A 24,426-nucleotide genomic window follows, 5' to 3' on the forward strand; every position below is an offset into this window, starting at 1 on the left:
CGGCGTTGCCAAGGCCGAAATCCGGCCACGTCGTCATGGCGAATTCACCGGTCCCATCGGTCTCTGGGGAACCGGGCGGCGCGGGTCGTCGTACATGACGGCGATCGCTTCGGCCCAGTGCCCCTTGGTCCGTCTTTTGTGGATGTCCTCCCTGATACGGCGCAGCCTGTCGGGAAGTTCAGGCGCCGAGCCGGTCAGCGCGAGCAGCTCGGCCGCGCCTCGGTGCAGTTTTTCGCAGCCGTCGCCGCACGGTCCCCGCTCGTGGCCGTCTATGCGCCACAGCGCGATGCCGTGGCCCGCGTCGAGGGCGAGTCCGATGGCCCGGCGCCCCACACCCCGGCTCGCCCGATGGCACAGGACCGGGACGCCTGACGGCTGCATGTCGGTGAAGTGCTTGCTGCGGGGCGGCTGCTGGACGGGGCGGAGCCGGCTCGCGGCGAGCGCGCCGGATTCGGCGACCGCGTTCCAGCGCTCCTTCCACCGGGTGTCCGGTTCGCCGCGGCGATCGGCGTTGCGCAGGACGAGCCGGCGTCGCGCGCCCAGCGGCAGGTGGGCGTCGTCGCCCAGCGGGGCCTCGTCGGCGAGCTGCCAGCGGTGCACCGGCGTGTCGAAGTACCCGGCGGACAGGACGACTTCACAGGGAGCGGGGACGCCGCCGCCGGCCGCGTCCGCGATGCGGAAGGCCTCGGCGAGGCGTTCGCGCAGGTGATGACGGAGGTGGGCGGGCTGGACGCCGTTGGGGTCCCGCTCGGAGGCGAAGATCTCGTTGTCCCCGCTGCCGTCGTCGATCCTGATCTGCCAGTGGACCGTGCCGTAGGGCAGCTCGTCGAGCTCCACGACGACGATGTACGCCCGCTCGTCGGGACCGGGGTACGGGATGACGACGCGGTCACCGCTCTCCTCCTGGGGCAGGCGCGCCTGCTCCACCAGTCGGCGCAGGTGCGGGGGAAGCCGCCGGAGCCTTCCGGCCACCCACGCGTCGAGGCCGCCGGTGTCGCCGCCGCCTGTGCGCGTCCATTCGCCGACGAGTCGCAGGTAGTGCAGGAAGACGTACGCTTCGAGCGGTGTGCCGTCGCCCTCGTACAGCAGGCCGTGCCCGTCCCGCCAGGTGACGGGCGGTGGTCCCGTTCTCGCCAGCCGCTGGTTGCGCACATGGCCTGCGAGCCGCTCCACGACGCCCGGGTGGGGCGGCGCCAGGGCGGCCAGATGGTTCAGTGCGGCGACGCGGTCGTGCGACGACCACCGTTCGGGGTCGGCAGCGGAGTGCCGGACCAGCTGCGCCTGGTGGTCGGTCCAGCTGCCCGTGGTGCCGTGCCGCCCGTGGTGCCAGCGGTCGTGGGAGGCCATGACCTCCCGGTACAGGGCGCCGAACCGGCGCAGGGCCACGGCGGACACCGCCCGGCCGCCGTCCTGGCCGACCCGGCCGGATTTCACGACTTCGAGGACCGCGCCGGTGACGGGATCGAGCACGGGCCCGCCCGAGACGCCTGGCGGGAACTCGGCGAGCGACGCGAAACGCACGGCGAGGTCGCCGTCGTCCACGTTCGCGGTGACCATGCCGCGCCAGAGCCCGTACCGCGCGCCGGTGTGCACCGCGTCCTGCGGTGTCGGCCGGAACCCGAAGACCTGCCGTTCGCCGCCGGCCGACGCGGCCTGGTCGCCGATCCACACGCATTCGTGCTCGACGCCGTCGTCGAGGAGCCTCACCAGGGCGAGGTCGAGCTGGGCCGGTATGTCCTCCCAGGGATCCGTGACCAGCCATTGCTCCAGGCGGGCCCCGGTGGGTGCGATCCCGTACTGCAGCTCGTCGCCGGCCACCCGGAAGGGCCGGTCCCGGTCCTCCCGGAGGTAGGGCACGAGGACATGGGCGGCGGTCAGGATCCAGCCGGGCGCGACGAAGAACCCGCTGCCCCACATCTCGGTCGCGTACGGGTCCTCGGGCAGGAAGTGGACGGTCGCCGCGCGGGTGAGGGCATGCAGGTCGGGGAGGCCGTCAGACATCCGTGCCGGCCGGCCCCGCCGGGTCCCGTCCGTCGAGCTGCCAGGTCAGGGTCACCTGGACGGACGCCTTGGCCTCGCCGTCGGCGAGGACGGCGATCGCCTTTCCGGGCTTGGCGCTCAGCTCCACGCCGAAGGTGACGGACGCCTCGTGCGGCTTGGCGGCCGCGGCGGCGTCGAGGACCGTGCCGCCGACACGTGCGATCAGCTCGTTGAGCTGCTCCAGTTTGGCGGCGGCGCCGTCGGCGACACCGACGTCGCGGTCCGAGGCGCCGTAGCCATCGGCGGCGCTCACCCGCGCGTAGACGACCTTGCCGTCCCCGAGATCGATCCGGCGCACACGACCACTCACGGCTCCCCCGATCCGCGCGTCAACGCGCTTGTCACAGCACTGACTTGACCGGTTCCAAGATTACTGGGCCACCCGGTGGCGAGCGAGAGGGCGGATGGTCGATATCCGGCCGCGTCGCCGACGCCATACCCTGGAACCGGAACACCCGTCCCCAGCAGGAGCATGTCTTGTACTTCACCGACCGTGGCATCGAGGAACTGGAGAAGCGGCGCGGCGAGGAGGAGGTCACGTTCGAGTGGCTGGCCGAGCAGCTGCGCACGTTCGTGGACCTCAACCCGGACTTCGAGGTCCCGGTCGAACGCCTCGCGACGTGGCTGGCCCGCCTGGACGACGAGGACGACGACGAGTAGGCGCCACCGCGGCTGCCGGCCGCGCCGGGGGGCGTGACACCCCGGGGCCCCGGGGTATTGCCGGCGGCGGCCTGGCGGCGTGGCCCCTCCGAGTGCGGCCGCCGGGGCTGCCAGCTGCCCGGGCCGCTGCAGAGGGCGGGGCGCAGCCCTCTGATCCACGCGCGCCCCTGCCCTGCGCGGGCGGCCTGGCAACTTGCCGCCTTGGAGTACCCCTGCCGGAGATCGGCTCGCCGGGGCTATCGGCCGCCGGGGGCCCGTGCGGGGCGCGCCGGGGCCCTGCCCGGCTCCCCGGCGCTGGGACCGCCGGCCGGCCCGGGCCTGCGGGGCGGGCCGGGGGCGCAGCCCTCTGATTCCGCCGGGTCTCCCGCCCAGGCGAGCCGGGGACCCGAGTGGCCCTGCCGGGGATCGGAGCCGGGGCCGCTGCCCCCGCCCGCACCCCTGCAGGGGGCGGCCCCTGCTCCCCCCGGCCCGCGCCGGGGGCGTTGCTGGGGCTGTCGGCCGCGCCCCGGCGGCGCGCCGGGTGCCTGGCGGCGTGGTGCCCTCGTGCCCATGCCGGGTCCCGGTCGCCGGGGCTGCTGCCGCGCCGGGACCCTGCGTTGAGTGCGCCGGGGGCGCAGCCCCTGATTTCGCCCAGGCCACAGTCCAGCCCGCCGGCGGCCTCGCGGCGGGGCTCCCCCGAGTGCCCCGGCCGGGGGGACGGTCGCCGGCGTTGTCAGCCGCCCGGACCTCTCGCCGGCGCAGCCCCCTGTTTCGCCGGCCACCGCCCAGGCGCGCCGGGGGTCTGGGGGCGCAACCCTCAGTTTCGGGAAGGGGCGGGGTGGGGGAAAGCGCCCCCCGCCCACCTGACGCGCCCCTTGACAACCACCGACCGCGATATATCGTGTCTACCGAGAGACGCGATATGTTGCGTCGTGCCCCGCCCGCCCCGCCCTCGGGAGGTCATCGCCATGGCAGAGACGACATGGGACATCGCCGAGCCCCAGACGCTCGCCTTCGACGAACCGGTCACGGCGGTCAACGTGCGGATCGTCAACGGAACGGTCAACGTCGTCGGGACCGACGAAGGTTCCACCCGGCTGGAGATCTCCCAAATCGAGGGAACCCCGCTCGTCGTCACCCGCGAGGGCGGCACGCTCAGCGTCGGGTACCCGGACCTGCCCTGGAAGGGCTTCCTCGAGTGGCTCGACCGCAAGGGCCGGCGCCGTAGCGCGGTCGTGTCCCTCGCCGTCCCCGCCGAAGCCACCGTCGAGGTCGGCGTCGTCGGGGCGAACGCCGTCGTCTCCGGCATCCGCGGCCCCGCCGCCGTACGCGGCGTCACCGGCGACACCACCCTCGTCGGGCTCTCCGGAGCCGTCCGCGCCGACACCGTCTCCGGCAACGTCGAGGCCCAGTCGCTCAGCGGCGACCTGCGCTACAAGTCCGTCTCCGGCGACCTCACCGTCATCGCCGGCTCCGGCCGCTCCGTGCGGGCCGACTCCGTCAGCGGCGACATGGTCGTCGACATCGACGCGGTGGGCGGCCCGACCGACATCGCGCTGTCCACCGTCTCGGGCGAGGTCGCCATCCGTCTCCCCCACCCGGCCGACGCCCGCGTCGAGGCGAACACCACGAGCGGGGCCGTGTCCAACGCCTTCGAGGACCTGCGCGTCGAGGGCCAGTGGGGCGCGAAGCAGATCACCGGCACCCTCGGCGCCGGCACCGGCCGGCTCAAGGCCACCACCGTCTCCGGCTCCATCGCGCTGCTGCGCAGGCCACCGGCGGAGGAGGACGAGGCGTACGCCGACGCCCCGACCGGGAAGGTTCTCTGACATGCCCCCCGTATTCGCCCACGGCCGCCTGCGGCTGTATCTGCTGAAGCTGCTGGACGAGGCCCCGCGCCACGGCTACGAGGTGATCCGCCTCCTGGAGGAGCGTTTCCACGGCCTGTACGCGCCGAGCGCCGGCACCGTCTACCCGCGGCTGGCCAAGCTGGAGGCCGAGGGCCTGGTCACGCACGCCACCGAGGGCGGCCGCAAGGTGTACTCGATCACGGACGCGGGCCGCGCCGAACTCGCCGGTCGCAGCGGCGAACTGGCAGATCTGGAGCTGGAGATCCGCGAGTCCGTCTCCGAACTCGCCGCGGAGATCCGCGACGACGTACGCGGCGCGGCGGGCAAACTGCGCAGCGAGATGCGGGCGGCGGCGAGCGAGACCCGCCGGCAGTCGGCGGGCCCGCGCGGCGGAGGCGACTTCACCGACAAGGAGTCCTGGCGGACGGCGAAGGAGGAACTGCGCCGCGCAACGCAGGAGTGGAAGGAGCAGACGCAGCGCGCCAAGGACGAGTCGCGCCGGGCGCGCGAGGACGCCAAGCAGGCGCGCCGCCAGGCGCAGGAGGCGGCCGATACCGCCCGCGCCGAGATGCAGCGCATCGCCCAGCAGGTGCAGGACCAGGTCCAAGAACACTTCGCGAGGGGCGACTGGCCGACCGGCGTGCGCGAGGGCCTGTCGGAGCTGGCCGGGCACCTCGGCGGTCTGGCGCGGGGCACCGCCTGGCCGCCGTACGTGAAGCCGGACGCGGCCGGCACCGACCCCGACTGGGCGAAGGACGCCGTGGACGTCGAGGGTTCGGCCGACCCGGCACGTGATCTCGAACGGCTCCTGGACCGCTTCCGGGACGACGTACGGGACGCGGCACGCGACCACGGCGTGACACAGGAGCAGCTGGGCGAGGCCCGTCGGCACCTGTCGACGGCGGCCGCGCACATCGTGACCCTGCTGCGCGGCCCCAAGCAGTAGTGCGGCGGGGCCGGACGGTCGTCCGGCCCCGGACGATCACGGCGGTCACGGGCAGGAGTGCTGCTCCGGTCCCCAGGTCCGGCGTACGTCGCCGCGCCCGACCGCCCCGCACAGCAGCACCGTCTGCGCCCCCTTCGCGCTGCCGCGCTCGACCGCTATCAGCTTCTTCTCGCTGACCCGGCCGCCGCCCGCCGCCCCGTGCGCGTCGATCCGCCCGGTCGCGCCGTCGAAGCCCCCGCCGCCGAGCCCCTGGTAGAGCACCGCCTGGAGCAGCTTGCGGTCGAGGCGCTCGTCGTGGCCGCCGGTGCCCCGCCACGCCTGGTCCACGCCCTCCGCGAGATAGCGCATCGCGTCCCAGGCGAGGGCCACATGCGCGTCCTGGCGCATCGCGCCCGTACGGGTGCCGTGGTCCTCGGCGTAGGTGCGGTCGTACGCCGAGAGGAAGGCCGCCGCCTCGCCGCTGACCTCGGCGAGTGCGGGGGCGCGGCCGTGCGAGACATAGAAGAGGGTCAGCCCGGCGAAGACCTCCCAGGGGCGCCGCTCCTCCGTGAGGGCGTTGGTGACGTCGTCGCCGCCGAGCACGCTCACCTTCGGGCAGTCGCGCGCCACGCGGCTCAACTCTTCGAGGAACAGCTGGAAGTGGCTGCCCCGGCCGGCCCACACCACGGCCGTACGCGGCTCGTCCGCCACCGCCCGGCACACCTCGCGTGCCAGGTCCTCCACCGCCGCGACCGGGGTTCCCGCCGGGGGCCCGGGCAGCGGCGTGGGTTCGGGCGCGTCCGTGGGCGTGTACAGGAGCGACTCGATCCGCTCCTCGTCGTACGCCGCCCGGAACGCCGCCGCGAGGCTCGCGCTGTACGCGTCCGAGGGGTCGGCGATCAGCCGTACCCGCACGGCGGGCTTCCCGTCCACCATGGGGGCGTGCTCGGCGAAGGCGGCCATCACTTGACCGGCTCGCGTGTCGGTCGGCGCGATCTGGTAGTAGTGCCCGCCCTGGCGCAGCAGTTCGTCGGCGGTGCCCGAGGTGCCGACCATCGGCAGTCCGGCCTCGTCGAAGATGCGCATCGCCTCGTACGTGCGGCGGCGGCTCTGGCCGAAGCCGATGACGCCGACGATCGAACGGTCCCGGTCGGCGAGTTCGACGACCCGGTGGGCGACGACCGGGGCGTCCTTGAAGCGGTCGCCGGCGTTCGCGGCGAGGACGCGCAGGGGGACGCGCTCCCCGGAGCGCAGCGCCTGCCCGTTCGCGTACGCCTGGGCGAGAGCGAGGCCGCGCAGTTCGGCGAGGGTGCCGCCGCGTACGGGGTCCTCGGCGTTCTTGCCGCCGCTGAGCGGGCCGAAGAAGACGACGGTGCGGGCGTCCGGCCGCGGGTCGTCGGCATCCCGGCCCGCGAGTTCCTTCTCGACCTCCTTGTTCTGCCGCTCGATGCGCTGCAGGACGTCCCGTACGGCCCGCTCGCTGTCGTCCGTGCCGAAGGACGCCGCGCCTTCCGCGACGCCGACGCACTGCCCGTCCGTGCCGAGGAACGTGGAGCCGAGGCACGGGTCGGGGCCGACACGGGTGAAGGGAACTCCGGCGACGAGCCCCGCGACGACCGCGAGGGCGAGCACGCCCCCGGTGGCGGCCACGGCCACGTCGGTGCCGGCCCCCCAGCGTGTCGCGGGCGGGGCGAGGGTGGGCCAGCGGCCCAGCCAGTAGGTGGCGGCCTGGTCGTCCGCGGGCCCGTCGGAGACCGGCACCACCATCCCGGAGGGCCGCCCCGGCGGGGTGCCGCGCTGGGCGATGTTGGCCAGTTCGGCTCCGGCGGCGGACAGGCCGGGGACCTCGATGTCGGGGATGCGGCTGGCGAGCGTGCGGACGCCCGCGGCGACGGCGACCACGGAGGTGCACCGCAGGTCCTCCATGGCGGAGCGCAGTTCGCGCAGGAAGCGCTGCACGCGCGACTCGGCGGGGCCCGCCTCCTCCACCAGGAGCACGAAGCGGCTGACGCGCCGGCGCCGCCACGGGTTGAACATCCGCTTGCGGGCCGCGCCTTCCAGGTCGGCCAGCAGGGCGTGTACCAGGATCCGGTCGAGCTGCTCGGGGTCGCCGTCGGGGCCGCCGCCGACCAGGTCGAGGGCCGAGCGGAAGAAGTCGGTGGGCGGCGTGCCCTGCTGCTGGCGCACCCATTCGGCGTACCAGCGGCGGCCGCCCTGCCGGCTCCTGCCCAGCATCCTGCGGCCCGCCCGCCTGCCGTACAGGGCGCGCGGCAGCCGCTGGAAGAGCGGCCCCGCGACGAAGTTCCACAGCAGTTCGAGCAGGGTGCCGCCGTTGGCCTGGTCCCGGCCGCCCAGCCACCACAGGCCCCGCGCGAGCGCGGAGACCTCCCGGTGCTCGGCGTAGCAGTGGTCGCGCAGTTCGCCGGGTCGGCGCTCCATGAGGCCGCCGACGGCGGGCGCGGTGACGACGGCGCGCAGCAGCCGGTAGGACGGCAGGCGCAGCCGTCCCGTGCCCGGTGGCATCGTCGCGTCCAGCTGGAAGGCGATCTGCTCGAAGAGGTCGAGCGGCGGTGCGGCCGGGTCGGCCGTGGCCCCGTCCAGGCAGGCGTGCGGGGCGAGCCGGCCCTCGCGCCCGCGCAGCCGGGACCGTAAGCCGGCGACGATCCGGCGCCCCGCCTGCCCGTCCCCCGGCTCGCTCAGCAGCACCACCGGGACGCGGGTGCGACTGCGGCGCGGCTGAACCACGAGTTTGTCGAAGGCGTCCACGAATTTCTCGACGCCCGGATAGGCCGGGACACGGCTCTGCTGATCCCCCGTCGACATGTCTTTCCTCCCCCTTCACGCACGATCACGTGAGTGTCAAGGCTCGTGCCCCGCACGGCCGGTGCGCAATCGTCGCCGGGCGCACGCGACCGGCGCGGGGGTTCATCGTGGGGCACGCGGAGTGACCTCGATGGTGATGTGCGCGCCGGGCCGTGCGTGCACCCGTGCCGTCGCCGCGCGGTCGGTGGGCAGCAGGTGCGTGGCGGTCCGGGCGGGTCCGGTCAGCTCGATCCGCCAGCCGCCGGGCCGGGGCGGTACGGAGATCTCGGTGACGCCGCCCCTGGCCCGGTACGCGAGCCGGTAGGCCGCGGTGTCCGGCTCGTACGTCTCGGCGGTGATCCGGCCGGCGACCGCGGGGGCGTACGGGGCCGCGGTCTGCTCCTTGTTGGTGCGGAAGCGGCCCTCGGCGTCGACGGCGCAGTACCCGCCGCCGTAGCACCAGACGTAGCCCGCCCAGCCGGAGCCGTAGCGGTTCAGGGACCGCAGGGCGTCGCGGTAGAAGCGGCCCATGTTCGGCAGCGCGTTGTTGAGCGGGCCCCACTCCCCCACGACGACCGGCACGCCGTACTGCCGGGGGTAGACGGTCACGGCGGACTCGTACGCCTCGATCCAGCCGGCCGCCGGGTCGTAGTCGGCGCCCGCCTCCATCGCCGTGTTGTAGAAGTGGGGCGCGTAGACGGCCTTGAGGTCGTCGATCCGGCCGAGGCCGGTGGGGACGCCCTCTCCCACGATGGGGGTCGGTTCGAAGAAGACCCACGTGTCGTCGTCGACGGAACGGACGGCGTCCGCGAGGCGGTTGTACATGGGGGTGAGCTGCTCGCGCTCGATGCGCCGGGCCGCCGCCGCAAGGTCCTCGCCCGCCGCGATCTCGCCCATGGGTTCGTTGATCAGGTCGTAGCCGATGACGGCCGGGTGGTCCGCGAGACGTCCGGCGAGCACCCGCCACATGTCCGCCTGGGCGCGCCGCAGGTCCGGGTCCTCGTAGAGGTGGGTGAACGCGCGCTGCACGGCCGGTTCGAAGTACTCGTCGAACCAGTCGTCGGGGTGCGGGGTGAACGGCAACCCGTCGGTCCTCGTCGCCCACTCCGGGATGCCGCGATGCCCGAAGGCAGGCCCGAAGACGTCCTGGTGGGCGTCGATCAGGACCTGGATCCGGTGCTTGTGCGCCCAGCCGAGGACGCGTTCGATCTTGCGCAGGTACGCCTCGCTGTAGCGGCCCCGATCGGGCTCCAGGTCGTCCCAGAAGACGAGCAGCCTGGCGAAGCCGAAGCCCTGGGCGCGCAGGTCGCGGAAGTGGCGCTCGGTGATCGCGGACAGGGCGGCCTCGCCGCGGTGGGTCTTGTCCTCGACGTTCCAACCGCGCAGGGTCAGGACACGACCCCTCTCGTCCGTGAGCCGGGGTATGTCCGGGGGTGTGTCCCGGACGTCCGCGCTCTTCGCGTGAGCGGCGGACGTGGCGAGGACGGCGGCGCAGACGAGGGCGACGAGCAGGCGGCGGTACATCGGACCTCCGGCACGGTCGGTCGGCAGTGCCGGAGATCCCATCAGCAGAACTGACGGTCCATCAAGAGGCCGTCACGGATTGGTCAGGACGATCTTCCCGAACAGGTCGCCGGAGGCCAGCTTCTCGAAGCCCTCCCGGGCCCGGTCGAGCGGCAGCACCTGGTCGATCACCGGCCGGACGCCGGTCGCCGCGCAGAACGACAGCAGGTCCTCCAGCTCGTCCTTGGAGCCCATCGTCGAGCCGACGACCTTCAGCTCCAGGAAGAAGATCCGGGTCAGCTCGGCGTGCGCGGGCCGGTCGCCGCTCGTCGCGCCCGAGATGACCAGCGTGCCGCCGGGCCGCAGCGACTTGACCGAGTGGGACCAGGTCGCCGCGCCGACCGTCTCGATGACGGCGTCCACGCGCCGGGGCAGCCGCGCGCCCGGCTCGTACGCCTCCTCGGCGCCCAGGTCGACCGCCCGCTTGCGCTTGGCCTCGTCCCGGCTGGTGGCGTAGACCCGCAGTCCGGCCGCCTTGCCGAGCACGATCGCGGCGGTGGCGACGCCGCCGCCCGCGCCCTGCACGAGGACGGAGTCGCCCGGCCGGACGCCCGCGTTGGTGAACAGCATCCGGTACGCGGTCAGCCAGGCGGTCGGCAGGCAGGCGGCCTCCTCGAAGGTGAGCTCCTTCGGCTTGGGCAGCACGTTCCAGGACGGCACGGTGACCTGCTCGGCGAAGGTGCCCTGGTAGCGCTCGGTGAGGATGGAGCGGGGCTCGTCGGGGCCGACGCCGTGGCCGCTCTGGCCGATCACGGAGTGGAGGACCACCTCGTTGCCGTCCTGGTCGACACCGGCGGCGTCGCAGCCGAGGATCATCGGCAGCTTGTCCTCGCCGAGGCCCACTCCGCGCAGCGACCACAGGTCGTGGTGGTTGAGGGAGGCGGCCTTGACGTTCACGGTCGTCCAGCCGGGACGGGTCTCGGGGGCGGGGCGCTCGCCCAGTTCGAGTCCGTTCAGCGGCTGGTCGCGGTCGATGCGGGCGGCGTAGGCGGCGAACATGACCTTGAGATTAGGGCGGCACGGTGCGTGGCGGAACCACACATCGGTGTGACGCGCCTTGCTTTCTTCGCGGCCCGGTTCTCCTCCGGGGCGCCCGAGACCCCGTCGACGGTCGATCGTGCTCGACTGCTCTCCCCAGCTACCGCTGGGTGGGGGTCCCCCACGCCCGCAGGGCGTAGGGGGACTGCCCCCATTCCCTTTCGACGGCGCCGCGCCCCTTCGGCTCACTCACCCCTGTGCGGTACGCGGCCGGGGCGCCGGGCTCACTCGCCCATGTGCCTCACGCGCCCCGAAGGTGCGCTCGGTCACCGTCCGGCCCAGCACGCCCCCGGAAAAGAGGAACGGGCCGCGGCCCACCCCCGCGCGGGGTGGCCGCGGCCCGTCGTGGTGCGTCAGCGCCGGGCGACACCCTCCGCGCGCGCGGCCGCGGCGACCGCCGCCGTGACCGCGGGGGCGACCCGCTCGTCGAACGGCGACGGGATCACGTAGTCCGCCGACAGCGCGTCACCGACCACGTCCGCCAGCGCGTTCGCCGCGGCGATCTTCATGCCCTCGGTGATGCGGGAGGCCCGCACCTGCAGCGCGCCCGCGAAGATGCCCGGGAACGCGAGGACGTTGTTGATCTGGTTCGGGTAGTCCGAACGGCCGGTGGCCACGACCGCCGCGTACTTGTGCGCGATGTCCGGGTGGACCTCCGGGTTGGGGTTGGCCATGGCGAACACGAACGCGCCCGGAGCCATCGACGCGACCGCTTCCTCCGGCACCGTGCCGCCCGAGACGCCGATGAAGACGTCCGCGCCGGCGAGCGCGGCCTCCAGGGAGCCCGACAGGCCCGCCCGGTTGGTGAGCTCGGCGAGCTCCCGCTTGACCGGGGTGAGATCCTCGCGGTCACGGCTGACGATGCCCTTGCGGTCGGCGACCGCCACGTCCCCGAGCCCCGCCTCCAGCAGGAACTTCGCGATGGCCACGCCGGCCGCGCCGGCGCCCGAGATGACCGCGCGCAGGTCACCGAGCCCGCGTCCGGTCAGCTTGGCCGCGTTGCGCAGGGCCGCGAGGGTGACCACCGCGGTGCCGTGCTGGTCGTCGTGGAAGACGGGGATGTCGAGGCGCTCCTGGAGCTTGCGCTCGATCTCGAAGCACCGCGGCGCCGAGATGTCCTCCAGGTTCACTCCGCCGAAGGACGGCGCGAGGCGCACGACGGTCTCGACGATCTCGTCCGTGTCGGTGGTGGCGAGGGCGATCGGAACCGCGTCCACGCCGCCGAACTGCTTGAAGAGGATCGCTTTGCCCTCCATGACCGGGAGGGACGCCTCCGGGCCGATGTCGCCGAGGCCGAGCACCGCGGTCCCGTCCGTCACGACGGCGACGACCTGGGACTTCCAGGTGTAGTCGTGAACGAGCTCGGGCCGCTCGGCGATAGCCGTGCACACCTTGGCGACACCAGGTGTGTACGCGAGGGACAGGTCGTCCTTGTTCCGCACCGGCACGGTGGCCTGGACGGCCATCTTGCCGCCGCGGTGCAGCGCGAACGCCGGATCGAAGGGCTCGTCGGAACCCTCCGTGCCGGCATTGTCGCTGCGAGGATTGACGATCTCCGCTGCCATTGTGGTTGACCCCTTAAGTCTTCATCAGTTGAGGGTGGCCGCTCCTGGTTGAGGAGGGGTGGGCGGGCACCGCGTCCGTCCCCTGCACCAGGCGGTTGGCCCGCCCCGGCAGAGGGTTCTCACGCACGCGCGGGCGCGCCGCACAACGCGCCCGTAGCCCCGGATGAGGGGTGTAAGGATCCTTCATACCGGACAGACCGCACCGCGGACGAGTCGGTATCGGCGCGGTGACGTGGTTCATAGCTCCAAAACGGACAACTCAACCGCATGTCATGCACTCGTCCGAATCATGAGACGGCAGAAGATCTTCCGGCCGGAGGGCGGCATCCCAGCGAAAGATCCGGCCTTGATGTACCGGCCCCCTGAGGTTCGCCGATATCCCGTTATGCGATTTTGACATTCGCGCCCCCCTGAATGGGTCAGTCCGAATGGCAAGATGCCGAAAACACACAAGCTGGTGACACTCGAAGATGAGTGCACGGCTGTTCGTACCGCCCCTCTACACATGCCGGAGGACCCCGATCATGACCGCAAGTTTCACCCGTCGTACGACTGCCGCCAGGTCCCGGATCGCCGCGGTCAGTGCGATCGCGGTCGCCGGCGCGCTGGTGCTCACCGCCTGTGGTGACCAGACGAACTCCGGATCCCAGACCACCGAGGGCACCAAGTCCACGAGCGCCCCGCTGTTCGACAAGCTGCCGAAGAAGTACCAGGACTCCGGTGTGATCAAGGTCGGCACGGACGCCGCCTACGCCCCGATGGAGTACGAGGAGGGTGGCAAGATCGTCGGCATCGACCCCGACATCGCCGCCGCCATGGGCAAGGAGCTCGGTGTCCGGTTCGAGTTCACCAGCGGCACCTTCGACGGCCTGATCTCCTCGCTCAACACCGGCCGCCAGGACATCGTCATGTCGGCCATGAGCGACACCAAGGCCCGCCAGCAGGGTCTGGACGACAAGGGCAAGAAGACCGGTGAGGGCGTCGACTTCGTCGACTACTTCAACTCCGGCGTCTCGCTGCTGGTCAAGAAGGGCAACCCGCAGAACATCAAGTCCCTCGACGACCTATGCGGCAAGAAGGTGGCCGTCCAGCGCGGCACGACCTACCACGACACCTTCAAGAAGCAGGCCACCAAGTGTGAGCAGGACGGCAAGGGCAAGCTCACCATCGAGGCGTTCGACACCGACGCCGAGGCCCAGACCCGGGTGAAGTCCGGCGGCGCCGTCGCCGACCTCAACGACTACCCCGTCGCCGCGCACATCGCGAAGACCGCGGGCGGCGGCAACGACTTCGAGGTCACGGGCGACCAGACCGAGGCCGGCCCCTTCGGCATCGCCGTCGACAAGGACAACACCCAGCTGCGCGACGCGCTGAAGGACGCCCTGAACGCGATCATCAAGAACGGCGAGTACCAGAAGGTCCTGGAGAAGTGGGACGTCAAGGACAGCGCCGTGACCGAGGCGACCATCAACGCCGGCCAGTGATCCGACGTACCAGCCTCGCGCGTTCCACTGAAGGGCAGTCACTGTGACTGACAAGTTCGACAAGACACCCGCCGACGGGCCACCGGCCACGACGGCGGTCGACAAGGGGGCCTACACGCCCCCTGAGCAGATCAAGGCCATCCCGGTCCGGCACTGGGGCCGCTGGGTCAGCGGCGTGGTCGTCGTGGTCCTGCTGGGCACGCTGGCCTACTCGTTCTCCCAGGGCGACGTCACCTGGGGGACGGTCGGCGACCTGATCTTCGACGACCGGATCGTCACCGGCATGGGCCGCACGCTGCTGATCAGCGTGCTGTCGATGCTGATCGGTCTGGTCCTGGGCATCCTCTTCGCGGTCATGCGGCTGTCGAAGAACCCGGTGACCGGTGCGGTGGCCTGGCTGTACATCTGGTTCTTCCGCGGCACACCCGTGTACGTGCAGCTCCTGCTGTGGTTCAACCTGGCGCTGATCTTCCCCGTCCTCAACCTTGGGTTCTACAAGGACGAGATGGTGGACGTGATGACCCCGTTCATGGTCGCGCTGCTCGGCCTGGGCCTGAACGAGGGCGCGTACATGGCCGAGATCGTCCGGGCCGGCATCCAGTCGGTCGACGAGGGCCAGACCGAGGCCTCGCACGCGCTCGGCATGTCCAGCGGCAAGACCATGCGGCGCATCGTCCTCCCGCAGGCGATGCGGGTGATCGTGCCGCCGACCGGCAACGAGTTCATCAACCTGTTGAAGACCTCGTCCCTGGTCTCCGCGGTCCAGTACACCGAGCTGCTGCGCGCCGCTCAGAACATCGGTTCCACATCGTTCGCCATCATGGAGACCCTGCTGGTGGCGTCGGTCTGGTACCTGGCCCTGACCAGCGTGTTCAGCGTCGGCCAGTACTACGTCGAGCGGTACTACGCCCGCGGCTCGCTGCGGCAGCTGCCGCCGACACCCTGGCAGAGGGTCAAGGCCAATCTGCTGTCCCGCCGAAGCCCCAGGGGGGTGTGACATGACCGCCATGGTGAAGGCCGAGGGCGTCCACAAGTCCTACGGCTCCGCGCACATCCTGCGGGGCATCGACCTGGAGGTCGCACCCCGCGAGGTGTTCTGCCTGGTCGGCCCGTCCGGCTCCGGCAAGTCCACCTTCCTGCGGTGCATCAACCACCTGGAGAAGATCAACGCCGGCCGGCTGTCGGTCGACGGCCACCTGGTCGGCTACCGGCAGAAGGGCGACAAGCTCTACGAGCTGAAGGACAGCGAGGTCGCGGCCCAGCGCCGGGACATCGGCATGGTCTTCCAGCGCTTCAACCTGTTCCCCCACATGACCGCGCTCGCCAACGTCATGGAGGCGCCGATCCAGGTCAAGGGCGAGACCAAGGCCGTCGCCCGGGAGCGGGCCGAGCGGCTGCTCGACCGGGTCGGGCTGGCCGACAAGGCCGGGAACTACCCCTCGCAGCTCTCCGGCGGCCAGCAGCAGCGGGTCGCCATCGCCCGTGCGCTCGCGATGGAGCCGAAGCTGATGCTCTTCGACGAGCCGACCTCGGCCCTCGACCCGGAGCTGGTGGGTGACGTCCTCGACGTCATGCGCGGCCTCGCCGAGGACGGCATGACGATGATCGTCGTGACGCACGAGATGGGCTTCGCGCGCGAGGTCGGCGACTCGCTGGTCTTCATGGACGGCGGCGTGGTGGTCGAGTCCGGCCACCCGCGCGACGTCCTGACGAACCCGCAGCACGAGCGCACGAAGTCGTTCCTGTCGAAGGTCCTGTAGGCCGAAGGCCTGGGAGCGAGTCAGGGGGCGGTACGGACACCAGGTCCGTACCGCCCCTTCGCCGTACGGGTGCCTCGCCTCCACCGCCGGATCCCTCCCATCCGTAATACCCTCGAAGCAACAGCAGCCGTTACGCCGACACCAGACCGCCGCGGTAAGGAATACAAGTGGAACTGGCCTATTACTCGGACTACGCCGTGCGCCTGGTCAACACCGAGGAGCCGGGCCGCAACAAGGACTCGCTGACCTCCGTCGAGGCCGTCCGGGACCTGTTCGGCCCCTCGACACAGGCCGCACGCCGCGCCACGGACTCGGACGTCACCCGCCTCCGGTCGGTACGCGCCCGTCTGCGCGCGGTCTTCGCCGCGGCGGACGCTGGCGAGGAGACCCAGGCGGTCGACCTGCTCAACTCGCTGCTGCTGGAGTTCCCGGTCAGCCCGCAGATCTCCGGACACGACTACCGCGACGAGGACGGCCGGCCCAAGTGGCACATGCACCTCGCCGACCACCCGTCGAACGCGACGGCCGGATACGCGGCCATCGCGGCGATGGGCCTCGCCTTCCACCTGACCGAGTACGGCGTCGACCGCCTCGGCCTGTGCCAGGCGGCCCCCTGCCGGAACGCCTACCTGGACACCTCGACCAACCGCTCGCGCCGCTACTGCTCCGACCGCTGCGCCACCCGCGCCAACGTGGCGGCCTACCGCGCCCGCAAGCGCCTGGAGACCGAGCGGTCGGCGAGCACGAGCCGCAGCGCGGAGACCGCCCAGGACGCCACGTAGAAGGGCGTGCGCCGGCGCCCGGGCAGCATGGGCCGATAGCGGGCGTACACCCGCGCGAGCACCAGCTCGTCCGGGACGGCGCCGAACGCGCGGCTGTCCACGACCTCCGCGTCCGGGTTGTCCCCGAGGACCCACCAGCCGCCGTCACGCCGCTCGACCAGCCGCTTCACGATGAGCAGGTCCTGCTGCAGGGGATGACGCAGTACGGCCACGTGCCCCGGGCGCACGTCGGCGCCGTTGTGCACGAGCAGCTGGTCGCCGTGCCACAGCGTGGGATACATCGAACGGCCGGTCACCTCGGCGATGCCGAACGGCGCTCCCGCCTGATGCCCCTGCTCACTCATCGGCCACCTCCGACTCCACCGTATGTTCCGCCACCGGTCCCATGGTGACCCCGGACTTTTGTCCTAAGCCCCTGGGGGCACTCGCGAAAACGCGTCCGTCACGGAGTAATCTCCCACCTGAGAAGACGATCACGAGGAAGGACAGCTCCATGCTCTCCCGCCTGTTTGCCCCCAAGGTGAAGGTCAGCGCCCACTGCGACCTGCCCTGCGGTGTCTACGACCCGGCCCAGGCCCGCATCGAGGCGGAGTCGGTCAAGGCCGTCCAGGAGAAGTACCAGGCCAACGAGGACCCGCACTTCCGCGCCCGCGCCACGGTCATCAAGGAGCAGCGCGCGGAGCTCGCCAAGCACCACGTCTCGGTGCTGTGGAGCGACTACTTCAAGCCCCCGCACTTCGAGAAGTACCCGGAGCTGCACCAGCTGGTGAACGACGCGCTGAAGGCCCTGTCGGCCGCGAAGGCGTCGACGGACCCGGCGACGGGCCAGAAGGCGCTGGACTACATCGCCCAGATCGACAAGATCTTCTGGGAGACCAAGAAGGCCTGACCCCAGGCCGGGGCTGCCCGACCCGTACGTCCACGGGTCCCCTCGCCCACCGTCCGCACCCGATCCGCAGGCCGCCGAGCACGGCGCCCGTGCCGGACCGGGTGCGGACGTCTTTGTCCCCGGCCACAGGTGGGCGTAGATCCGCAGCGTGATGACGACAGACGACGCTCACTTCGCCGGCGACGAGTGCGGAGGCGTACACCGGGTCGGGTTCAACGGCACAGCTTCATGATGGTGTCGTCGAAGTCGGGAAACTCCTGTGCGGCCTGCGCGATGATCGCCGGTGCCGACGCACGGCGGTCCGGAGCGAATTGCTCCGCGACAGCCGCCAGGTCGCGATTGACCTGCGGAGCCCAATCCGGCTCGGGCTCGTACGAGGTGGCTGCTTCCCACGGGCCGAAGCCGTCAGCCAGCAGCCACAGGAAGGCACCCAGGTCGCGAGCGACGACGCCTGTCTCTCCTTCGGAGCCCAGAAAGACGACGGGCTGCTCCACCAGTTCCCGACCTGGACGAACCAGCCAGAACGCCGTGTTCCCACCGGTACCGTCCTGGCCGAACACGCGGAAGTCGTCGCCGCTCAGCTCGCCGTTGCCTGTCCACGCACGGAACCACTCGGTGGTCTCATCGGCAGTCAGGAAGGACTCGTAGGGTTCGAAGTCGACACCGTCCTGGTCGAAGCACTCGAGCCGGACCGCCATGGCAGCGGCAAGCGCGGCGGAGAACTGGCGATCTCCGTTCGCGGTCATGCGAAGAGCGTAGCGATCGGTTCGGGCTTGGCGGCACCACTCTGCAACCCACCCAGCCGGCACGGCCACTCAGCGCGCCGCGGCGCCCGGGACGTATCAGCTGTCGGCACGGACGAAGACGGGCTTGAGATGCTTCTCGGGCAGGGCGTCGGGGAGTTGCTCCCAGTCGAGTACGTGGGAGACGACGCGCGCGGGATCGACCGTGCCGGAGAGGGCGAGGTCGAGGGCGTCGGGGATGCGGCCCCGGACGTTGTCACGCGCGATGCGCAGAGTAACGAAAGTGAGGTACATGTCGACCAGGGGCAGCTCGCCGGGGCGGAAGTGGTTACCGGCCGACTCGCAGACCCCTCCGGTACCAGGCACTTGACGGCCAGAGCGAGCTGGTCGACGCGGCCGGTGGCCTCGACCGCGATGTCGAATCCGTGCCGGACGGGTTCGAGCGCCTCGACGGTACGGGCACCGTAGCTCTCGGCGAGCTGGCGGTGTGTGGCGTTCGGGTCGACGTAGAGGACGTCGGAGGCACCCAGCGCGCGGGCCATGTCGCACACGTACAGGCCGATGCTGCCTCGGGCGACGACCAGCACACGCGCGCCGGCACGGGTCCTGAGGTGGGGCGCCACCAGCCGCCAGGACAGTGACCAGTTGTCGCCGGCTGATGCCATGGCGACGGGGTCCAGGCCGTCCGGCAGGGGCACGAGCATGGCGTCCGCGTACGGTACCCGGACAAGGTCGGAGAAGAGGCCGCCCCAGTGGCCGCCGATGGGTGCGCCGTACATGGCCATGTGAGGCACGGCCGTGCAGTGGGCGGTCAGTCCGGCTCGGCAGTTGTCACAGGTGCCGCAGTTGATGGACCAGGGGACAACCACCAAGTCGCCCGGGTTCACGGTGCTCACGGCGTCGCCGGTCTCGACGACCCGGGCCACGCACTCGTGGCCGAGAGCGAAGGGCGGATCGATGAAGCCGTGTCCGGCCAGGATCGCGGTGTCGACGTCGCAGGAGGTCGCGGCCACCGGCGCGACGACCACCTCGCCGGCCGACCGGACCTGGAGCGGCATGTTCGAAGTCGCCGAGCCGTTGGGGCGGCAGGAGGACGAGTCCGAGCGTCGTGAGCTGCCGTGACGGATCTGTCGGGCACGGGCGTACGGGTCCTTCTGATCGCCACGGCCACGTATCAGGGCACCGTGACAGGGCGGCCCGTGTCCGGTGCTCCCCGGACACGGGCCGTCCCGGACGGCTCTCAGGCCTGGGCCGGCTCGCGGCTGCCGAGCGAGGCGCCCGGGGGCAACTGGCCCCGGATCCGGCCGAGCGCATCGTCGAAGTCGCCGTCCGCGACGCCTGCTTCGTAGGCCGCGCCGCCGCAGTGGAGCGTCAGGTTGAGCTCCGCCCGGTCGGGTCCGGCGCCGTCCTGCGCCGTCCCCCCCAGGGTCAGCAGGCAGCTCAGCGTCGCCTGCTGCACGCCGCCGTCGACATGAACGGGCAGCGGCATGTCCCATTCCAGTACGCAGGAGGACAGCACACCGCCCCCGCCGTCCGCCCGCAGCGCGGCGAACGTCGCGCCTTCGTACTCAACACCTCTGACGCACGTACGCACTTGGCCGCCGGCCGCGGTTATCGTGACCGCTTCCGCGCCGGCCCGATCGCGGTACCAGCCCGCCCAGACCTCAGTCGACTCCGATGACATGCGCGGACTGTAGCGCTATGGCCTCCACCGGCGCGCAAGAGGTGCCGCTTCACGCGGTGGCGCACGCCGCGAACGGCGCGGATCAGGTCCGACCGACCTCTTCTTCGCCGGATGCGCCGTCGCCCGATGCCCCGTCGCCGGAAGCGTCGTCGCCGGAAGCGTCGCGTGCGGATGCCTTGTGGCCGGGTGCGACACCGTCCCTCTCCACGCTCAGGGGACAGTTGGGGTTGTGGCAGGGCCCGGGCTCCCAGACCGGTACGAACGCCCCGAGCGTCTTGTGCCGTTTGACGACCGTGCCGACAGGCCGACCGCAGGCGGGACACACGTACTCCTCCTGCGGGCGGCTCGGGGCAGGGCGCGGACCATGTCCTTCACTGTCCATATGGCCAGAATATGCCGCTACGGGCACCTCGGACAGCGGGACGGAAGCGGGCCCCCGCTCCGCCCGTACGCACAGGCCGCCGCGGGCCTGCCGCCGCGGGCCTGCCGCCGCGGGCCCGGGGCGCGGCAGGGCGCGCCCCGGTACGGCACACGGTCAGTGCCAGCGGCTCACCTCCACGTTCTCCAGGACGCCGAGCGCGTCGGGGACGAGGACCGCTGCCGAGTAGTAGGCCGTCACCAGGTACGAGATGATCGCCTGCTCGTCGATGCCCATGAAGCGCACGGACAGGCTGGGCTCGATCTCGTCCGGGATGCCGGTCTGGTGCAGCCCGATGACGCCCTGGTCGGCCTCGCCCGTACGCATGCAGATGATGGACGTCGTGCGGGCCCGGGAGATCGGGATCTTGTTGCACGGGAAGATCGGCACACCGCGCCAGGCCGGCACATGGTGGCCGCCGATCTCGACACTGCCGGGCACCAGCCCGCGCTTGTTGCACTCGCGCCCGAACGCGGCGATCGCGCGCGGGTGGGCGAGGAACAGCTTCGATCCGCGCCGCCGCGACAACAGCTCGTCCATGTCGTCCGGGCTCGGCACACCGTCGTGCGGCTGCAGTCGCTGGCCGTAGTCGCAGTTGTTCAGCAGCCCGAACTCCCGGTTGTTGACGAGCTCGTGCTCCTGGCGCTCGCGCAGTGCCTCGACCGTCAGCCGCAACTGCTGCTCGGTCTGGTTCATCGGCTGGTTGTAGAGGTCGGCGACGCGGCTGTGCACCTTCAGCACGGTCTGCGCGACGCTCAGTTCGTACTCGCGCGGGGCCGCGTCGTAGTCGACGTAGGTGTGCGGGACGACGGCCTCGCCGACGTGGCCGGCGGACAGGTCGATCGCCGCCTCGCCGTACTTGTTGGTCCGCTGCCTCGGCAGTGCGGCGAACTCCGCCAGGTGCGTGCGCAGCGAATCCGTCCGGACCGCGAGATTGAGCACGTCGTCCCTGGTCAGCACGAGCACGGTGCAGGCCGTCGCCGCGCGCGCCGTGTGCTGCCAGACGGCCTCGCGGTCGATGAGGGAGTGAGCGCCGAAGTACGCCCCGTCCGCGAGGACTTCGACCACGGCCTCGTCCCCGTACGGGCCCTCGCCGATGTGCTCGACCCGGCCGTGCGCCAGCAGGTAGACCCGGTCCGCCGACTCCCCGCTGGTGGCCAGCACCTCTCCGGGCGCGAACTCGCGCTGCTCGCACCGCCGAGCCAGCTCCGCGAGGGCGGCCTCGTCGCCGAAGTCGCGCAGCGCCGGAAGCTCGCCCAGCTCGGCGGGGACGACCGCGACCCGGTCGCCGGTCTGGACGAACGTCACCCTGCCGTCGCCGACCGCGTAGCTGAGGCGGCGGTTCACGCGGTACGTGCCGCCCTGCACCTGCACCCAGGGCAGCATCCGCAGCAGCCAGCGTGAGGTGATCTCCTGCATCTGCGGGGCGGACTTGGTGGTGGTCGCGAGATTCCGCGCGGCGGCGGTGCCGAGACTCTGCTGGGGCCCCTGCTCGCGCACGTCCTCGCCGACGGAACCAACCGAACCGACCGTCATGTGACTCCCTCTCGATCACGGGTGACCTGCAAAGGAAAGCCTTCCAGCGCAGTGCGTCATCGCACCATTACACAAATGAGTGGGACTGGATCAGCGTGACCGGGGCAGTGGCCGGATCGCTCGTCCACCTGGCGACAATGAAGGGGTGAACCTGGAGACGTCCGACCTCGCCGCCGCGCTGCGGCCCCGGCTGCCCTCACCGCTGCAGCCCGTCGAGGACGAGCGTTTCGCAAGGCACGGAGTGCGGCTGCTGCTCAAGCGCGACGACCTGATCCACACGGACCTGCCCGGCAACAAGTGGCGCAAGCTCGCCCCGAATCTCCGCGCCGCCGCCGGCCGGCCGGTGCTCACCTTCGGCGGCGCGTACTCCAACCACCTGCGGGCCACGGCCGCTGCGGGACGCCTGCTCGGCTTCCCCACCATCGGTGTCGTACGGGGCCACGAACTGGCCGCGCGCCCGCTCAACCCGTCCCTCAGCCGTTGCTCGGCCGACGGCATGCGCCTGCTGTTCGCCGACCGCGCCTCCTACCGCGCGAAGGGCGACCCCGACGTGCTCGCGCGGTTCCTGCGCACGGCCGGCGTCGGGGCCGACGACGTGTACGTGGTCCCCGAGGGCGGCAGCAACGCCCTCGCCGCGCAGGGCTGCACGGAGCTCGGCCGCGAGCTGCGCGACCACGCCGACCACACCGGGCGCGTCGATGTCGTGGCCGTCGCCTGCGGCACCGGCGGCACGCTCGCCGGTCTCGCCGCCGGCCTCGGGGAGGGGCAGCGCGCCATCGGCTTCCCCGTCCTGCGCGGCAGCTTCCTCGGCGAGGCGATACGCACCCTGCAACAGGAGGCGTTCGGCGGGCCGGCCGGTCACTGGTCGCTCGACGACCGCTTCCACTTCGGCGGCTACGCCCGCACGAGCCCCGGACTCGACGCCTTCGCCCGGGACTTCGGGGAGCGGCACGGGATGCCCGTGGAACGTGTCTATGTCGCCAAAGCGCTCTACGGACTGAGCGTGCTCGCCGCCGAGGGCGCCTTCCCGGCCGGCAGCACGGTCGTCGCCGTGGTCACCGGCCGGGAGGACGGGCCGGCTCAGGCCTCCTCGCGGTAGGCCGCCGCCTCCTCCAGGTCCAGTCGGCGCAGCAGCGTGCGCATCATCTCGTCGTCGATGCGGCGCCGGTTGCGCAGTTCGACGAAGACGTCCCGCTCGGCGGCGATCATCTCCCGGGCCAGCCGGCGGTAAGTGTCGTCGGCGGACTCCCCGGTGACCTCGTTGACCGTGCCGAGCCGCTCCCACACGGAGTTGCGCCGGCGCTCCAGCACGGTGCGCAGCCGGTCGGCCAGCGGCTGCGGCAGCGCGTTGTGCTCGTCGGCCAGCAGTTCCTCCAGTCTCCGTTCGGCGGCCGTGGACGCCTCGCTCTGCGCCTGGGCCTCGGCCAGCGTCTCGGCGTACGTGTCCCGTCCGGGCAGCTTCAGCGCGCGGATCAGCGCCGGGAGGGACAGGCCCTGCACCACCAGGGTGCCGATGACGGTGGTAAAGGTGAGGAACAGCACGAGGTTCCGGGCGGGGAACGCCTCGCCGTCCGCGACCGTCAGCGGAATGGAGAACGCGATCGCCAACGACACCACTCCGCGCATCCCCGCCCAGCCGACGATCAGCGGTGCCTTCCAGTTGGTTCCCGGCTCGCGCTCCCTGATCCGCCTCGACAGCGCGCGGGGCAGGAAGGTCGCCGGGTAGACCCAGACGAACCGCACGACCACGACGGTGACGAAGACCCCGGCGGCGTACCAGAGCGCCTCCCCGATGCCGTACTCGCCGAGCTCCCCGACCACGATCGCCAGTTGCAGGCCGATCAGCGCGAACACGACGGACTCCAGGATGAAGGAGACCATCTTCCACACCGCCTCCTCCTGGAGCCTGGTCGCGAAGTCGACCTGCGAGGAGTGGTGGCCCAAGTAGAGCGCGACGACGACGACCGCGAGCACGCCGGAGGCGTGGACCTGTTCGGCGGCGGCGTAGGCGATGAACGGGATGAGCAGCGACAGGGTGTTCTGGAGGAGCGCTTCCCTGAGGTGGGTGCGCAGCCAGTGGATGGGGATCATCAGGACCAGTCCCACGCCGATGCCGCCGAGCGAGGCGAGCGCGAACTCTCCGAGGCCCCCGGCCCAGCTCGCGCCCTCGCCGACGGCCGCGGCGAGCGCCACCTTGAACGCGGTGATCGCGGTCGCGTCGTTCACCAGGGACTCGCCCTGGAGGATCGTGGTGATGCGGTTGGGCAGTCCGAGCCTGCGGGCGATGGCCGTGGCGGCGACCGCGTCCGGCGGCGCGACGATCGCGCCGAGGACGAGCGCGGCGGTCAGCGGCAGGTCGGGCACGAAGAGGTAGGCGAGGTAGCCGACGGCCAGCGTCGCGAAGAGGACGTAGCCGACGGAGAGCAGCGCGACCGGGCGGATGTTGGCCCGCAGATCGAGGTAGGAGCTGTCCAGGGCGGCGGTGTGCAGCAGCGGGGGCAGCAGCAGCGGCAGCACGATGTGCGGGTCGAGGTGGTAGTCGGGCACGCCCGGCACGTACGAGGCGACCAGTCCGACCGCCACCAGCAGCAGTGGTGCCGGGACCGGGGTCCGGCGGGCGGCGCCCGCGACGGCGGCGCTCGCCGCAATGAGTCCCACCAGTGGCAATGCTTCCATCACACCGACCCCGTATCGTCACTCGCGTCGTA

20 protein-coding genes and 1 pseudogene are annotated in these 24,426 nt (G+C 71.8%); 9 read left to right on the forward strand and 12 right to left on the reverse strand.

Annotated features, from left to right (window positions below; genetic code table 11):
• Nucleotides 1-33: 33 nt before the first annotated feature.
• On the reverse strand, nt 34-2,001 hold the full coding sequence (locus ACLB9X_RS16095; RefSeq protein ID WP_410361039.1) for a trypsin-like peptidase domain-containing protein: 1,968 nt from the start codon (nt 1,999-2,001) through the stop codon (nt 34-36).
• Nucleotides 1,994-2,350 carry a CU044_2847 family protein gene (locus ACLB9X_RS16100; RefSeq protein WP_410361040.1) on the reverse strand — a complete coding sequence of 119 codons (357 nt, stop codon included), beginning with the start codon at nt 2,348-2,350 and terminating at the stop codon, nt 1,994-1,996. Before ACLB9X_RS16100 ends, ACLB9X_RS16095 begins: the two co-directional genes overlap by 8 nt.
• A 167-nt stretch (nt 2,351-2,517) precedes the next feature.
• Here ACLB9X_RS16100 and ACLB9X_RS16105 point away from each other — a divergent pair, with 167 nt between their 5' ends.
• The 3 genes from ACLB9X_RS16105 to ACLB9X_RS16115 all read left to right on the forward strand — a co-directional run bounded on the left by ACLB9X_RS16105 (nt 2,518) and on the right by ACLB9X_RS16115 (nt 5,475).
• Complete coding sequence (locus ACLB9X_RS16105; protein WP_019075209.1) at nt 2,518-2,700, forward strand: DUF6104 family protein; 183 nt, start codon at nt 2,518-2,520, stop codon at nt 2,698-2,700.
• A 947-nt stretch (nt 2,701-3,647) separates the two neighbouring features.
• Nucleotides 3,648-4,508, forward strand: coding sequence for a DUF4097 family beta strand repeat-containing protein (locus ACLB9X_RS16110; RefSeq protein ID WP_410361041.1), 861 nt, complete (start codon nt 3,648-3,650; stop codon nt 4,506-4,508).
• A gap of 1 nt (nt 4,509) precedes the next feature.
• Nucleotides 4,510-5,475 carry a helix-turn-helix transcriptional regulator gene (locus ACLB9X_RS16115; RefSeq protein WP_410361042.1) on the forward strand — a complete coding sequence of 322 codons (966 nt, stop codon included), beginning with the start codon at nt 4,510-4,512 and terminating at the stop codon, nt 5,473-5,475.
• 45 nt (nt 5,476-5,520) lie between these two features.
• On the opposite strand, the gene ACLB9X_RS16120 is transcribed toward ACLB9X_RS16115, so the two are convergent.
• The 4 genes from ACLB9X_RS16120 to ACLB9X_RS16135 all read right to left on the reverse strand — a co-directional run bounded on the left by ACLB9X_RS16120 (nt 5,521) and on the right by ACLB9X_RS16135 (nt 12,422).
• Complete coding sequence (locus ACLB9X_RS16120; protein ID WP_410361043.1) at nt 5,521-8,277, reverse strand: ABC transporter substrate-binding protein; 2,757 nt, start codon at nt 8,275-8,277, stop codon at nt 5,521-5,523.
• A gap of 102 nt (nt 8,278-8,379) precedes the next feature.
• Nucleotides 8,380-9,780, reverse strand: a complete 1,401-nt coding sequence (locus ACLB9X_RS16125; RefSeq protein WP_410361190.1) for a cellulase family glycosylhydrolase — start codon at nt 9,778-9,780, stop codon at nt 8,380-8,382.
• 72 nt (nt 9,781-9,852) lie between these two features.
• Nucleotides 9,853-10,818 carry a zinc-binding dehydrogenase gene (locus tag ACLB9X_RS16130; RefSeq protein ID WP_410361044.1) on the reverse strand — a complete coding sequence of 322 codons (966 nt, stop codon included), beginning with the start codon at nt 10,816-10,818 and terminating at the stop codon, nt 9,853-9,855.
• 392 nt (nt 10,819-11,210) lie between these two features.
• A complete protein-coding gene (locus ACLB9X_RS16135; protein ID WP_410361045.1) occupies nt 11,211-12,422 on the reverse strand; it encodes an NADP-dependent malic enzyme in 1,212 nt (403 codons plus the stop codon).
• Nucleotides 12,423-12,946: 524 nt separating this feature from the next.
• Between ACLB9X_RS16135 and ACLB9X_RS16140 the strand changes: the two genes are divergently transcribed.
• From ACLB9X_RS16140 to ACLB9X_RS16155, 4 genes are all read left to right on the forward strand, one after another.
• Nucleotides 12,947-13,906 (forward strand): ABC transporter substrate-binding protein, encoded by a 960-nt coding sequence (locus ACLB9X_RS16140; RefSeq protein WP_410361046.1) that lies wholly within the window; start codon nt 12,947-12,949, stop codon nt 13,904-13,906.
• Nucleotides 13,907-13,949: 43 nt separating this feature from the next.
• Entirely contained in the window at nt 13,950-14,903 is a 954-nt protein-coding gene (locus tag ACLB9X_RS16145; RefSeq protein ID WP_410361047.1) for an amino acid ABC transporter permease, read from the forward strand.
• A 1-nt stretch (nt 14,904) separates the two neighbouring features.
• Nucleotides 14,905-15,666: an amino acid ABC transporter ATP-binding protein gene (locus ACLB9X_RS16150; protein ID WP_410361048.1), complete on the forward strand. Its 762-nt coding sequence runs from the start codon at nt 14,905-14,907 to the stop codon at nt 15,664-15,666.
• 167 nt (nt 15,667-15,833) lie between these two features.
• Nucleotides 15,834-16,448, forward strand: coding sequence for a CGNR zinc finger domain-containing protein (locus ACLB9X_RS16155; RefSeq protein WP_410361049.1), 615 nt, complete (start codon nt 15,834-15,836; stop codon nt 16,446-16,448).
• Here the strand turns inward: ACLB9X_RS16155 and sodX are convergent.
• Nucleotides 16,367-16,792 carry a nickel-type superoxide dismutase maturation protease gene (gene sodX, locus ACLB9X_RS16160; RefSeq protein ID WP_410361050.1) on the reverse strand — a complete coding sequence of 142 codons (426 nt, stop codon included), beginning with the start codon at nt 16,790-16,792 and terminating at the stop codon, nt 16,367-16,369. The genes ACLB9X_RS16155 and sodX overlap by 82 nt on opposite strands.
• Nucleotides 16,793-16,941: 149 nt before the next feature.
• On the opposite strand from sodX, the gene sodN reads away from it, so the two are divergent.
• Nucleotides 16,942-17,337, forward strand: coding sequence for a superoxide dismutase, Ni (gene sodN, locus ACLB9X_RS16165; protein ID WP_089511141.1), 396 nt, complete (start codon nt 16,942-16,944; stop codon nt 17,335-17,337).
• A gap of 212 nt (nt 17,338-17,549) precedes the next feature.
• Here the strand turns inward: sodN and ACLB9X_RS16170 are convergent, their stop codons facing one another.
• From ACLB9X_RS16170 to ACLB9X_RS16185, 4 genes and pseudogenes are all read right to left on the reverse strand, one after another.
• Complete coding sequence (locus ACLB9X_RS16170) at nt 17,550-18,083, reverse strand: SMI1/KNR4 family protein (protein WP_410361051.1); 534 nt, start codon at nt 18,081-18,083, stop codon at nt 17,550-17,552.
• Between the two features lie 96 nt (nt 18,084-18,179).
• Nucleotides 18,180-19,138: pseudogene (locus ACLB9X_RS16175) on the reverse strand (zinc-dependent alcohol dehydrogenase).
• A gap of 182 nt (nt 19,139-19,320) precedes the next feature.
• Nucleotides 19,321-19,764 carry a DUF6304 family protein gene (locus ACLB9X_RS16180; RefSeq protein WP_410361052.1) on the reverse strand — a complete coding sequence of 148 codons (444 nt, stop codon included), beginning with the start codon at nt 19,762-19,764 and terminating at the stop codon, nt 19,321-19,323.
• A gap of 535 nt (nt 19,765-20,299) precedes the next feature.
• Complete coding sequence (locus ACLB9X_RS16185; RefSeq protein WP_410361053.1) at nt 20,300-21,718, reverse strand: family 2B encapsulin nanocompartment shell protein; 1,419 nt, start codon at nt 21,716-21,718, stop codon at nt 20,300-20,302.
• 151 nt (nt 21,719-21,869) lie between these two features.
• On the opposite strand from ACLB9X_RS16185, the gene ACLB9X_RS16190 reads away from it, so the two are divergent.
• Nucleotides 21,870-22,817: a 1-aminocyclopropane-1-carboxylate deaminase/D-cysteine desulfhydrase gene (locus ACLB9X_RS16190; RefSeq protein ID WP_410361191.1), complete on the forward strand. Its 948-nt coding sequence runs from the start codon at nt 21,870-21,872 to the stop codon at nt 22,815-22,817.
• On the opposite strand, the gene ACLB9X_RS16195 is transcribed toward ACLB9X_RS16190, so the two are convergent.
• Nucleotides 22,799-24,394, reverse strand: coding sequence for a Na+/H+ antiporter (locus ACLB9X_RS16195; protein WP_410361054.1), 1,596 nt, complete (start codon nt 24,392-24,394; stop codon nt 22,799-22,801). The genes ACLB9X_RS16190 and ACLB9X_RS16195 overlap by 19 nt on opposite strands.
• Between the last annotated feature and the right edge of the window lie 32 nt (nt 24,395-24,426).

Source organism: Streptomyces sp. 5K101 (assembly GCF_046506645.1).
Lineage (GTDB): Bacteria > Actinomycetota > Actinomycetes > Streptomycetales > Streptomycetaceae > Streptomyces.